This window comes from Paenibacillus sp. 01T47 (genome assembly GCF_056398245.1).
In genome coordinates, this window is the sequence record NZ_JBFTPA010000001.1 from 21,061 (window position 1) to 34,381 (window position 13,321).

A 13,321-nucleotide genomic window follows, 5' to 3' on the forward strand; every position below is an offset into this window, starting at 1 on the left:
TCAATGAGGAGGGGCTTCAATGTCATTTTCTATGGAAGTGATTAGTGAGGAAAAACTGAAATCAGCAATGGAGGAGCAGGTTAAGCCCGAGCCAGAGGAATTAACGCAGCTGAAGGAGCTGGCTTTAAATAATGTTTCTACGATTTTGGCATTGGATATCGAGTCATTGGAGAAACGGAGGGCGGTCTTGCAATCCATCGATAGCTTCGGGATGAGCTCCATGCGGTCATCCTCGGAGAAAAATGCTCTTTTGCAGGTTTCTGTAGGGAACTTATCAAAAACAGGGGATGAAGGCGGGCAAGTAGCCAAGGGCTTGGCGGAGCTGCATCTTCAGTTAAAAGATCTAGATCCCAGCGTCATAGATTTTGCCAAAAGCGGCGTTTTAGGCATGTTGTTTAACCCTTTGCGTCGTTATTTTGTAAAGTACCAGAAAGCAGATGCTGTCATTTCGGACATTATAATATCTTTGGATAAGGGAAAAACGGTATTGAAAAATGACAATACAACCTTGGAAATTGAGCAGCATGCTCTCAGAGAGCTCACTAAAAAGCTTCAAAAGGAAATCCAACTGGGTGTGTTAATGGACTCGGAAATTGAATCGCAGATCGAAGCAGCTAAACTGCGTCAAGAATCTGAAGACAAAATCCTGTTCATCACAGAGGAAGTTTTGTTTCCTTTGCGCCAGCGTCTCATGGATTTGCAGCAAATGATGGTCGTTAATCAACAGGGGATTATGGCAATTGAAGTTGTGATGAGAAATAATAAGGAGCTCATGAGAGGGGTAGACAGAGCGAGGAACGTTACCGTTTCTGCCCTGAAAATTTCAGTCACAGTAGCCAGCGCACTCTACAATCAAAGGATTGTACTAAAAAAGATTGAGCTTCTCAATCAAACCACGGACACTCTCATCAGCGGCACTTCAAAAATGCTGAAAGATCAAGGTGCAGCGATCCATAAGCAATCACTTGAAACAAATATTTCAGTCGACACAATGAAACAGGCTTTTGTTGATGTGCTGTCGGCGTTAGATTCAATTAGCACTTATAAGCAGGAGGCGCTTCCTCGTATGCGTGAAACCATTAGTCAGTTCAGAGAACTGGCGAATGAGGGAGAGAGCAGAATTTTGCGGCTGGAGAAGGGGCAAAAGTTAGGCTTGTAGATTGCTCGATGGGAAGGGGCGACGCCCCTCTAATTAAAAAAGTTGATATACTAGTAAATGCATCAATTAATTTGCAAATACGTACAAACACCCCCGGCGATAACCGCCGGGGGTGTTTAGCTGCTTATTATTCTATTCAAAACTGACAGCAACGACTCCGCCGATTTGTTTCATTTCGGCTACGATTTCCTTCGGCTCCATGGTTCTTGGAACGACGATATCAAGCTTTACTTCCCAGCATAGCGGCATATCAAGTGATGGACGTATCCGCTGCAGCATCATTTTTTGCGTCATAATCGAGCGGCTGGCAAGCCTCTGGGTGACGATGTCCAGCAGTTCCTCTTCTGTCTCCGCCTGAATGGTAAGCTTTCTAACCTTCTTGCTCTTCAGAAAACGGTGCTCCACTTTATTGAAAACCCATAATGTGATGAACACAAGAATCGTTCCTGCCGCTGCGCTGAAATAAAAGCCCGCACCGATCTGCAGCCCAATGGCTGCGACGACCCATAAGGAAGCGGCTGTTGTCAGTCCCGTAATAGACTTGCCTGTGAATAGAATCGTGCCGGCTCCGAGAAAGCCGACGCCGGTAATGACAGCCGTTGCTAGCCGCGCCGGGTCAATCCGTACGTTGGGCTCTCCCGCAAATTCAGCGAAGCCGTAAATGGACAGCAGCATGATCATCGAAGAGCCGAGGCAAACCAGAATATGCGTGCGGAGCCCAGCCGGATGATTTTGCTGCTCCCGTTCGAAGCCGATGAGACCGCCATGAAATACGGCTAGAGACAACCGGATTAGGATGGTGGCATGGTCAATAACCCACGGGTTATCCAAGGCGATCACCGACTAATTGGAACCATCAACCGTTCGCGTTTGCGGAATATGGCCCATTCTCGATACCCAATTTCATATAAATGGCTGCCGATGGCCGAGAAATGCTCGCCTACACGTTCGGGCTGGTGCGCATCGGAGCCGAAGGTCACCTTAACCCCATAATGGAGCGCGCGTTCTAGGAAATAGCCATCCGGCACCCAATTGTTGTCGGAAGAATTGATTTCGATGACGACGTCGCTAGCAGCGATTGCTTTCAACGTGACGTCGGCAGCTTCTGTGCGGAGCTCTGGATAACCGTAGAAGTAGCGGTTCAATGAATCGACATGACCTAAAATATCATATAATCCACACTTGGCGGACTGAGCGATATAATCATAAAATAAATTTTTCACTTCCAATTTACGTGCTGCAGTCAAGCCTTCCCAATACTCTGAATCGTATATGCCGATACCGGCGAATTCATGCACAGAGCCAATAACATAATCAAAAGGATAAGAAGCGATAACCGAGCGGTATAAATCCAGATGTTCAGGTAAAAAATCAGCTTCGATGCCGAGCAGCACCTCTATTTTTTCTTCATAGTCTTTCTTTAGCTCCAAGACCTCTTTAATATAAGCTGGAAACTCGCTTTTTGCCATGCTGCCAGTTAAGGAAGGACGATCCTCAGCAATTGCAAAAAATGGCGTATGATCCGAGATGCCGATAATATCTAATCCCTGTGTTATTGCTGCTTCGATATATTCCTTGACCGAACCAACTGCATGTCCGCAGCGTTCATGATGCGTATGATAGTCAAACTTCATGTAGTACCTCCGATGAATGCGTGATGAATACTAGATACATTTAGCCTTTAGAGCCGGATACAACGATTCCTTGAATGAAATACTTTTGAGCAAAAAAGAAAATGAATAGCAGCGGCAAAATTGCGACCAGCGAAGCTGCCATCAATAGATGCCACGGTGTTGCCCCGTATGCAGCTGTAAAGTTAGCGAGCCCGAGTGAAATCGGGTATTTCGTCATATCGTTCAAATAAATGAGCGGTCCGAATAGATCATTCCATCTCGATATCAGCTCCAAAATAGCCGCAGTTGCAAACGCAGGCATGGAGAGGGGAATCAGGATGCGGAAATACATCGTGAAATGGCTTCCTCCGTCGATTTTGACGGCTTCATCCAATTCTTTGGTAATGCCCAAATAAAATTGACGCATTAGAAAAATGGTGAAGGAGCTTGCTGTAAAAGCTGGAATCACGAGCGGCAGATACGTGCCTGTCCAGTGCAGCTTTGTAAACAGCAAATATTGCGGAATCAAGGTAACTTGGGACGGAATCATCATCGTACTGAGGACAAGCCCGAATAAAAGCATACTTCCGCGCGCCCGCAATCTCGCAAAAGCGAATGCGGCCATCGACGAGGAGAATACGACTGCACCTACCGTCACGGCTGAGTACCACACCGAGTTCCATAGGAAACGAGCCATAGGGGCATCGATGAAAATCTGCTTAAAGTTGATCCACTGCAAATGGGCTGGAAACCACGTCATCGGAACGCGATGAATTTCGCCGATGGTCTTAAGCGAAGTGGAGAGCATCCAAAACAGCGGAAATGCGAACAATAGAACGCCTCCGTATAGAAGGAGGTAGATGATTGTTTTGTCCATCAGACGCAGATCGCCGTGATTGTACGATTTTTTTCGCTTCATAATAAAGGAACCTCCTTTACTTCGAGTCATATTCATAGTGGACGAATTTTTTGGAGCCCCACAGCGATACGAGAGTCAGCGCGAAAATAAGCAGGAATAATATCCATGCCTGAGCGGAGGCATACCCCATCCGGAACTGCTTGAATGCAGTATCAAATAAATAATACACGTAGAAATAGGAGTTCCAGTCCGGCCCTCCCTTCGTGATAACGTAGGCTTCCGTAAAGATTTGCAGCGATCCGATCATGCTAATAATGGTATTGAATAAAATGACAGGTGAAATAAGCGGAATCGTAATTTTACGGAACTTTGCGAAACCGCTCGCCCCTTCCATAGATGCGGCTTCAAACAGATCTGCCGGCAGCGATTGCAGCGCGGCAAGAAAGATCACCATCGTGCTGCCTGATGCCGTCAATTGCATGAGTACCATGGATGGAACGACCGTACCCGGGCTCGTAAACCAACCTGGTCCTTGAATCCCGAACCAATCATAAAGGACTGAGTTCACGACACCGAACTGCGGGTTAAGCAGCCATGACCACAAAAAGGAGACGGCTACACCAGATATGATGCTTGGTGCGTAATACAGCGTGCGTAGGAGCGATTGCCCCTTGATTTTTTGATTAAGCAGAACGGCAACAATTAAAGATGTCAGTATCGTAAACGGTACGGCCATTACGCTGTAATAGAGAGTCACGGACAATGACTTGTAAAACAGCCGGTCTCCGAACAGCGTGCTGTAATTGCTTGTTCCTGCAAATGTCGGGGACGAGATGACATTGTAATCAGTGAAGCTGAGCAGCAGCGAGACGAGAATCGGTCCCCCGGTGAAGCATATAAAACCGATAAACCAAGGGGCTATGAAAAACCAAAACGACCGTTCCTCGCGCTTCATGGCCAGCGAAAGCTTTCTCATGGGCTACCTCCGTTGGGCCGGCGGACGCCTTCTAATGTAGGGCATCCGCTCGGCTGAAATTTACTTAAAGCTCTGGCTGCTATTGATTCAAATTCAACGATAGGAGGTTATCATTCAACACTTTCAAACCGTCGGCTATGCTCTTCTTGCCTCCCCATACCAGATAGAGCGATTGGTTCATCGTTTCTAGAACCGTATTGAATTTGACGATCAAATGGTTTTCAGCTTCCCGGCCATACTTGATTGAGCCTTCATGAACCTGCTTGAATGCCTCAGGGTCCATGCCGATTTCTGCACCCATTTTGTCATACCAAAGCTTGAAAAGGCTCGCGTCTGCCGGCGTTCTCCCTACTTCATTCATGTAACGGTAGGCGCCGCCGCCTTCAGCTGGATTAGCTAAATGCCGGACGAATTCCCAAGCCTCGTCGGGATGCTTGCTTGTTGCTGAGATGCTCCAAGGGTCAACATAAAGGGTAACCTTGCGTCCATCATGATAGGGAACAGCCGCAACGCCCCATTTGAAATCCGCTTGCTTGTAGGAGCCGAGTCCCCAGCCACCGGAAATGTACATTCCGACTTTGCCGGTAAGGAAAGGATCGCCCAGCTGCGCGGATGCGGCTACTGTCTCTGCGTCCGGCGCTACTTTGTATTTATTGATCAAATCCACATTGAACTGCAGCGCTTCGACGTTAATCGGTTTCATTAGATCAGGCTCACCCATTACGCCAGATGTATAAGCTTCGGGCTTGAATAGATCTCCTCCGAATAGCCATGTCATTGCATTTGCGCTTAATGCGCTGGAGAAACCAAAAACCTGCTTGCGAGCGTCACCTACGTCATGAGACAACTTTTGTGCGGTTTCGAGCATCGCATCGAAATTCCAAGACTTATCATCCCAGTCGGTCGTCGGGTAAGAAAGGCCAGCAGCATCAAATAAGTCCTTGTTGTAATAAAGATAAGTAGCGTTGCTTACGAGCGGAACGCCGTAATTTTTGCCGTTGATTTTATAAATATCGAGCAGGTTAGGGTCCATTGTATCGAGCTCGGGAGCCCCTTTCTCAATATAAGGAGTAAGGTCCTTCAATGCGCCCATCTTCATATAAGTAGCAAATCCGCTATCCGCCTGATTAGGATTCCAAACATCCGGCGCATTGCCGCTGGCAATCAAGGTAGTCAGCTTTTGATCGAATTGATCGTACGGGATATTCTCAAGCCGCACTTTAACATTCGGATGGCTTTCTTCGAAGGTCGAAACCATTGCGTCCTGCCATGCCTTTTTGTCTGGGTCTGCTGCCATTACCCAAACGATCTCAACCTTATCCTTGCCGTTGTTCTTTACCCCTCCGTTGCTGTTATTTTTTGACCCGGCTTCACCGCCGCAAGCAGACAACGTGGTAGAAAGGGAAAACAAAAGAAGTGCACTCATCACTAAACGATTTTTCGTTATTAGATTTTTCATGACAACCCCCGTATTCGTTTTTTTGAACCCACATTTACAAAATGTTAATAAAACTAACTCGAATTATTGATATTTCATTCCAAAAGCATGTTCTACTATGCATCACCCACTGTTGTTATGCCTTATTGCTAACCAATATAGCATATGATAATATGAATTATAAGCACATATCTTATCTAATTTATCATTTTTCTACGTATATTACTTTGAATATAAACTCATTACTTTACATGGCGGTGTAATGTTTGTGGAGTCAAATTTTTATGAAGCTGCGAAGTTTGATATTAGTCGTGAGAGAAAAACTGACACAAGCATGCCATCACGTCATTATCATAATGGCTATGAAATCTTCTATCTCGTCTCTGGTGATATCAGCTACTTTATCGAGGATAAAAGCTATCAGGTGGTTGGCGGCGCGTTATTGATCATCAATGTGAATGAGATTCATAAGCTGGTCAATTCAAGCAGAGAATCATTTGAGCGGATTACGCTGTTGTTTCAAGAGGAATTCCTTGAGGATATGTTTCCTTACAATGACAGCTTTCATGTGCTATCCAGCTTTTCAAGCGGCAAAAATTTCATGCCCTTAAACGGCCAAGAACAAAGCATGATCGAGAAGCTTTTCGATAAAATGATTGCGGAATTTATTAAGCAGCCTCCCGGCTATGAATATTATTTAAAAACACTGCTGTTCGAGCTGCTTATTTTCCTTTACCGCAAGACGTCAACGCTTCCTGCAGCTGAACATGATGGAAGCAATCCGATCAATAAAAAGATTTTCGAAATCGTTGACTATTTGAACCAGCATTATCATGAAAACCAAACGATTCAGGGCATATCCAGCAGGTTTTTCATCAGCTCCTCTTACTTTTGCAAAATGTTTCGGGAGAACACAGGCTTCACCTTCACAGAGTACTTGAACAATGTTCGAATCAAGGAGGCACGCCAGCTCTTAACGGGGAGCACCTTGAAAATAGCTGATATTGCTGAAAAGGTAGGCTTTGAGAGCATGACGCATTTTGGACGTATTTTCAAAGATATTACTGGCCATTCACCGCTCAAATACCGCCAAGCCTATAAGTTTGAATTGAATTAACCCAATAAAAAAAAGCCAACTCCGACGCAAATCATGCGCGGTTGTTGGCTTTTTTAGATTAAGCTAGTTATAGTTCAACCTTATTTCTGCGACTGCTCTACCTGTGCGATTAACGCATCTACCGCTTCATCCACGAGGTCAGGACCATAATTCCATTTATTACGGGTTACGTTTAAGACACGATTATTTTTTACTGCGGGAATGGCTTTATAGAGAGGCTCTTGGAATAGCTTTGTCATCTCTTCCAGCTCTTCATCCTTCATTTGTGTGAAGAAATAGTCTGCAGGCCGATCAGCCAAAGATTCCATCGACAACGCAGCGCCGCCGTCTGCAAATTTCTCAAATTGCTCTGGCATTTGGAAGCCTAGATCCTCATAGATCAGCTTGCCCAAAGTACCGCCTTTGCCTCCCAATAGAACCTCGCCCTTATAAAGAATGAACGTGATGGCGGTTGTACCTTCTTTAATATTAATATTGATCTCATCTCGGATACGCTCAAGCTTCTCCTCAAATTTAGAAATCCATGCTTCCGCCTCTGGCTTCCGGTTCATGACATCGCCCATCGCTCGGAGCGTATTGATGACATCTGGATCGCCGCCCCATGCTACGGCAACCGTTGGAGCTATTTTCTGATAAGTTTCGTAGATTTCAGCGCTATGATAGTCTGGCAGTATAATGATGTCTGGTTGCAGGGCAGATATAGCCTCTGCATTGCCAAGTCCATCACCAATACTTTCAGCCTCTGTCATGGTGTCTGGATATTGTTCAAGTGTACCTTGATCGACCCCAACTGGCTCTAGTCCTAGCGGCAGCAAATAACCACCGTATGTAATGACGACAGCCTTGCTCGGCTTAACGGGGATAGTCACTTCTCGCCCTAATGCATCCTTATAAAGCCTAGTCTCTGCCGGCAATGTATCTGTACTTTCACTTTGCTGCTTATTATCGCCCTCCGTAGACTGCTGCACATTTGAATCTGAACCACCACAAGCAGCAAGCAGCAACGATAGGCTAAACAATAGCGTTACAGCAAAAGAAGGCTTAAAACCAAAACTCATTTCATCCACTCTCCAAGTATCTTGTTGATAATGATTATCACTTTTAACAATATAACCTTCTTCTAGGGAGGGAGCAATGAACGATTCGGGCATAAAATTTGTGCGAACTGAACTTTTTAAACCGAGGTTATGCATTTTGAACTGAGCTGGTGTTTCGCCATTTTGCTTTTTGAAAAGGCGGCTAAAATAATACATATCTGCATATCCGACACTGTAGGCGATATCACGAATGGTCACCTCTGTTTCATTTAGCAAAAACTTAGCTTGATTCATACGTGTCTGAACGAGATACTCCATAGGGCTGCATCCATATTTTCGTTTAAACACTCTGGAGAGGTAGTGTGTGCTGTAATGAAATATATTCGCGATCATCTCCATGGAGATCGTTTCGTGATAATGCGCATGAATATAATTAGCGATCTGTACAGCCAGATCTGGCGGGGCAGCTTCAGTATCAGCGATACGCAGCTGGCGGAACTGCTCATGCACGAATTGGTAGAAGAGACCTGTCACCTGCAGCCGGTCCAGCTCTTCACTCAGTTTCCAATGCTGCAGCATAGACTCTAGTAGAGCAAGCAAAGATAAGGGGTGTTTCGCTTTAAATGTATATTGCTGCCCAAATGGAGCATGCTGCTCAGCTTGTTTTTGCGTAGATTGAGTAGATAAGCCGCGCATAGGTTTATATAAAATAAGATAGTAGTCAAAAGGACGGCTCAGACAGCTGATATTCAGCGTAGCGCCTTTGCCGCCGTGCAGCAGCTGGGAATTAGCGGATTCGACAGCCATTCCATCAAGACTTATTTTAGCCTCACCTTGGTTAGTGAAGATAAAAGCATTTGCTGGAAGGCGGTAAGCTTGCAATTCCTCACCTGTCTTCATTGCCAAATGCCGAATATCAAGCACTTTAACCGGCGTTTGGCTCCATATTGTGATGGTCTCATGCCATTCCATAACCACACCCCGTGACGGATTACATAGAATTATTTTACTAGTGAGAATACATATCATTTATAATATATAATCATATCGTACCCCATTAAGCGCGTATAGAGAAAGCAGGTTTCTGAAAATGGAATTGCATGATCATTTGGTGTCATGGAATCATGCTTTTTGCACCATTTTTGATGTTCGTCACATCAATATGAAAGCCGAAGAATCGTTATCTGCCTACTCCGTACCTGCCAGCATATTTGTGATGTCTATTCAAGGAAGTGCGCAAGTTTGTCTGGATGGTGTGGATCACCATGCCAAACGATTTAAAATATTTCATACTGGCAAAGGATCAGTTTTGGATATTCGTGCTGGTGCCGAGGGGTTTGAATATTATGTGATTTATTATAAAGCACGTATTCCATCGCCTGTTCGGCAGGAAATGATCGATCTGGTAGAGCGCGCCCAACCTTTTCATGCCCAATACGGCTTTGTGCCTGCTTTTCCGGTAGCATTATATCGCAGCATGACAGACATGCATAAGGAATGGGGAAGGGCAGAACCGCTGGGGAGATTGCGTGTGAGGGCTTTGCTCCATCAATTTGTATATGATTTATTAAATCAAATGCAGGTACAGGGTGTGCGACCAGAAAAACGCGATTTGGCAGTTCAAATCATTTCGATTATTCATGAACGTTATGCAGAGTCCATTACTTTGGAATCCTTATCTGAAACTTTGAATTACAGTGTTCCCCATTTGTCTACTTATTTCAAAAGCCGGACAGGCCTCAGTCCGATCGATTATTTGATCAAGGTACGCATCGATAAGGCAGCAGAGCTGCTGCTCAGTACCAATGCCACGCTAAGAGAAATCGCTATCGGTATTGGTTATCAGGACCCTTATTATTTAGGCAGAATGTTCAAAAAAAATAAAGGTATGTCACCGACACAATATAAATTGAAGTACTCTTCCAAGCACAAGGTAGAAGATTATCCTTCCATAAGCATGAGATCGTCCATTGTCTCCCCCAATCTACTCGGCTATACTGATTTAAATGATAATCATTATCAACGAAGTGGAGAGGGAGAAATACAAATGATTAAACAATTGAGACCGTCCATGGTGGTGGGATTGCTATTAAGTTTTATTTTATTATTGAGTGCCTGTGGGGTAGAGAGTACAGCGGAGACGACTAATCCATCAACGGCGACAGCGTCGCCCCCTGCTGAGGAATCCCAGACCAAAACCATCTCTACAATTGCTGGAGATATAGAAGTTCCTACGCATCCGAAACGAATCGTAGCAGGTGAATATTTAGGAAGCCTCATTGCGCTTGGTGTTGTCCCTATCGGAACTTCTAACCATCACATTAAAAACCCTTATTTCGGTGATGCTTTAAAGGGCGTTGAAGATATAGGAGAGGGCAACGGCAATATCGAGAAAATTTTGGAGATGGAACCCGACCTTATTATTATGGACGATACCTATGCTGAAATGAATGAACAGCTGCCAAAAATCGCACCTACGGTTATCATACCTTATGCATCGTTGAAAACCGTTCATGAGGAAATTACCTATTTCGGCAAGCTGCTCGGTAAGGAGCAGGAAGCAGAGAAGTGGCTCAATGATTATGATCGAAGAATAGCCGAAGCCAAGCAAAAAGTATTGCAGGTCGTTCCGGCTGACAGTACATTCTCCATTCTAGAAATAATGGATAAAAACATTTCCGCGGTAGGCGCAAACTTTGGCAAGGGTGGGCAAGCCGTTTACGGAGGATTTGGCTTCAAGCCGCCAGCTGCTGTTGTTGATGAAATGAAAGATCCGGGCTGGGCATCGATATCCAATGAGGTATTGCCGAAATATGTAGGGGACTATATAATACTGACTTCCGATTCGCATACCCTTGCAGATCTCAAGGCTGATCCGATATGGAATACGCTTGATGCGGTCAAGAACGATAGGGTGTACATATGGGGAAGCGACCGGTCATGGTACTGGGACCCCATAGCGATCCTACTCCAGACTGAAGAAATAGCAGAATGGTTAGTTGGTAAGTGACTGTAGTTAGTGTGGGTTGCCTGTGGAATAGGGTACAACAGTAATGGGATATTCAAAAACGAAGATAACAGTGGATATGCAGCTGTTGTCTTCGTTATTTCGATTTCAATTGATTGAACTCATGTGTTTAAATTGCAGCCGGGCTAAAAAGCTATTGCATTCCTTCAAACGATAAGTTATGATCAATTCAGTTAGTGATTGATCAATTACTAACAAGTGAGTACTTAAAGGTGGAAGATACAATGGAAAAAAATACAGCAGCGTCCGTTAATCGCCGTACAGATATTATTGCTGCTGCGATTGAAGTTTTCGCTGAAATTGGATATTATCGCGCGACAACCGCAAAGGTTGCTGAACGTGCTCAAATATCACAGCCGTATGTTTTTCGTTTTTTTGCAACGAAGGAAATTCTGTTGAAAGAAGCTTTGGAGGTTTCATGGACACGCATCGTAGATGCATTTCGCAGCGTGATCGAGACAGCGGGACCTGAGCAGCTTGAGAAGGAGCTTGTTGAAGCTTATATAGAAGTCATGAAATCGTATCAGAATGAAACGCTGCTGTTAATGCAGGCTCAGACGATAAAAGACGAAGCGATTGTCGAGGTTATGCGAAATGGATATCGTGAAGTGCAGCAGTTAGTGTTACATGCATTCCAGCAAGCTGGGCTTGAGAATCCGAAGGATAAAACGGTTATATTTTTGGCTAGAGGCATGCTGTGTAATGTCTCGATGGCGCTAGCCTTGCCGGAGTTAATGTATTAGAGCTGATTTTTGGCTCTTTAACCTATTGATGTAATTGATCAATCAATAAATGTTTTACATCAATAAAATACATTTAAAATACTTGGCATATTAGGGGCTACCGTGGCTATTTAGATACAGACAGTAATAGAAGCTTGCCAAGGTAATTGATTTGTTATTTGTTTTTGAAGTCAATGCATTGTCCGTACGCCAATATGTTAGTGATTGATCAATCACAAATTTGAGGAGTGAATAATAATGAAAAAAGCTATTGTATTAGGTGCTGCCGGAGGTACTGGTGCTCCCATTGTTGAGGAGCTTCTAAAGAGAGGAATCGAGACTACGGCATTCGGGCGGTCTCATCAAAAGCTGAAACAGCTTGCGATGGATTTGGGTAATCCTGAGCATTTATCGCTTAAAGTTGGAGATGTTCTTAATACCAAAGAGCTGATATCAGCTTGCGAAGGTCATGAGGTTATTTTTAGCTGTGCGAATGTGCCGTACAATGACATGCATACGAAGCTGATCCCTATGGGACAGGCAGTTATGGAGGCTGCTAATCAGCTTGGTACAAAAATCGTCGTTGTGGATGGCATTTATCCTTATGGGAGAAAAACGACTACTCAGGCAACTGAGGATCATCCTAAAAATCCGCACACTAAAAAAGGAAAGGTTCGACTGCAGTACGAGCAAATGGTGTTTAGCCCACGGTGGAATAAGGCGCATAAAATGATTGTTCGTTTACCTGACTATTATGGCCCATCTGCTAACCAAGTATCCTATTTGGGATCCACTTTAGAGGGAATTGCAGCTGGCAAACCTTCCGTATTTATTGGAACGATGAAGGTTGCTCGTGAATTTGTTTATTTGCCGGATGCGGCAATTATGATCGTGGAGCTGGCCATTAGGGAGGATGCTTATGAGCAGAACTGGCATATTCCAGCGTCAGGCGTCATCTCTGGCCGCGATTTTGTAAAGATAGCCCAGAGGGCAGCAGGTACGTCAAAACCAGTCATACCGCTTGGCAAAATGGGCTTATCGCTGCTCGGTTTATTTTCCCCAGTTATGAAAGAGGTCGTTGAGATGCTGTATTTAACTGAGGAACCATTCGTATTAAGCGGTGAAAAATATATGCGGCTTGTCGGACCGATCCCTGCCACACCATACGAGATAGGGATTAAGGCTACAATTAATACACTTATGAAACGGAATGAAGTAAAAGAGGCAATATCGCGTAGAGGCTAAAAAAGTACGGAATGAAATACGGCGAATTGTGGTTTTATACAACCACAGTTCGCGGCATTTAGTTAAAAAACAGAAGGGATAGTGGGTTTGATTTAAAAAAAGGAGGGAAGATTAGTGGTAAATGAGG

The 13,321-nt window shown here is 44.5% G+C and carries 11 protein-coding genes; 5 read left to right on the top strand and 6 right to left on the bottom strand.

Translation table 11 applies throughout. From position 1 onward, the window contains the following. The first annotated feature begins 19 nt into the window (after window positions 1-19). Window positions 20-1,159 carry a toxic anion resistance protein gene (locus tag AC1DOV_RS00100; protein ID WP_441881186.1) on the top strand — a complete coding sequence of 380 codons (1,140 nt, stop codon included), beginning with the start codon at window positions 20-22 and terminating at the stop codon, window positions 1,157-1,159. Window positions 1,160-1,291: 132 nt separating this feature from the next. Here AC1DOV_RS00100 and AC1DOV_RS00105 read toward each other — a convergent pair whose 3' ends face one another. The 5 genes from AC1DOV_RS00105 to AC1DOV_RS00125 form a co-directional block, all read right to left on the bottom strand. Continuing rightward, window positions 1,292-1,990: an MgtC/SapB family protein gene (locus AC1DOV_RS00105; protein WP_477548838.1), complete on the bottom strand. Its 699-nt coding sequence runs from the start codon at window positions 1,988-1,990 to the stop codon at window positions 1,292-1,294. A 5-nt stretch (window positions 1,991-1,995) separates the two neighbouring features. Continuing rightward, on the bottom strand, window positions 1,996-2,793 hold the full coding sequence (locus AC1DOV_RS00110) for a histidinol-phosphatase (protein ID WP_441881185.1): 798 nt from the start codon (window positions 2,791-2,793) through the stop codon (window positions 1,996-1,998). A gap of 40 nt (window positions 2,794-2,833) precedes the next feature. Further along, window positions 2,834-3,691 carry a carbohydrate ABC transporter permease gene (locus tag AC1DOV_RS00115; RefSeq protein ID WP_441881184.1) on the bottom strand — a complete coding sequence of 286 codons (858 nt, stop codon included), beginning with the start codon at window positions 3,689-3,691 and terminating at the stop codon, window positions 2,834-2,836. A gap of 16 nt (window positions 3,692-3,707) precedes the next feature. Beyond that, the gene (locus AC1DOV_RS00120) at window positions 3,708-4,607 is read right to left on the bottom strand and encodes a carbohydrate ABC transporter permease (protein WP_076270705.1); all 900 of its coding nucleotides are present in this window, start codon (window positions 4,605-4,607) and stop codon (window positions 3,708-3,710) included. Between the two features lie 79 nt (window positions 4,608-4,686). Next, window positions 4,687-6,066: an ABC transporter substrate-binding protein gene (locus AC1DOV_RS00125; RefSeq protein ID WP_441881183.1), complete on the bottom strand. Its 1,380-nt coding sequence runs from the start codon at window positions 6,064-6,066 to the stop codon at window positions 4,687-4,689. Between the two features lie 247 nt (window positions 6,067-6,313). On the opposite strand from AC1DOV_RS00125, the gene AC1DOV_RS00130 reads away from it, so the two are divergent. Then, window positions 6,314-7,162, top strand: a complete 849-nt coding sequence (locus tag AC1DOV_RS00130; protein WP_339206102.1) for a helix-turn-helix transcriptional regulator — start codon at window positions 6,314-6,316, stop codon at window positions 7,160-7,162. Window positions 7,163-7,242: 80 nt separating this feature from the next. On the opposite strand, the gene AC1DOV_RS00135 is transcribed toward AC1DOV_RS00130, so the two are convergent. Further along, entirely contained in the window at window positions 7,243-9,171 is a 1,929-nt protein-coding gene (locus AC1DOV_RS00135; RefSeq protein ID WP_477548839.1) for an ABC transporter substrate-binding protein, read from the bottom strand. Between the two features lie 118 nt (window positions 9,172-9,289). Here AC1DOV_RS00135 and AC1DOV_RS00140 point away from each other — a divergent pair, with 118 nt between their 5' ends. From AC1DOV_RS00140 to AC1DOV_RS00150, 3 genes are all read left to right on the top strand, one after another. Then, complete coding sequence (locus AC1DOV_RS00140) at window positions 9,290-11,209, top strand: AraC family transcriptional regulator (protein WP_477548840.1); 1,920 nt, start codon at window positions 9,290-9,292, stop codon at window positions 11,207-11,209. Window positions 11,210-11,451: 242 nt separating this feature from the next. Then, window positions 11,452-11,970 carry a TetR/AcrR family transcriptional regulator gene (locus tag AC1DOV_RS00145; protein WP_477512467.1) on the top strand — a complete coding sequence of 173 codons (519 nt, stop codon included), beginning with the start codon at window positions 11,452-11,454 and terminating at the stop codon, window positions 11,968-11,970. A gap of 237 nt (window positions 11,971-12,207) precedes the next feature. Continuing rightward, window positions 12,208-13,194 carry an NAD(P)H-binding protein gene (locus AC1DOV_RS00150; protein ID WP_477548841.1) on the top strand — a complete coding sequence of 329 codons (987 nt, stop codon included), beginning with the start codon at window positions 12,208-12,210 and terminating at the stop codon, window positions 13,192-13,194. The last annotated feature ends 127 nt before the right edge of the window (window positions 13,195-13,321 follow it).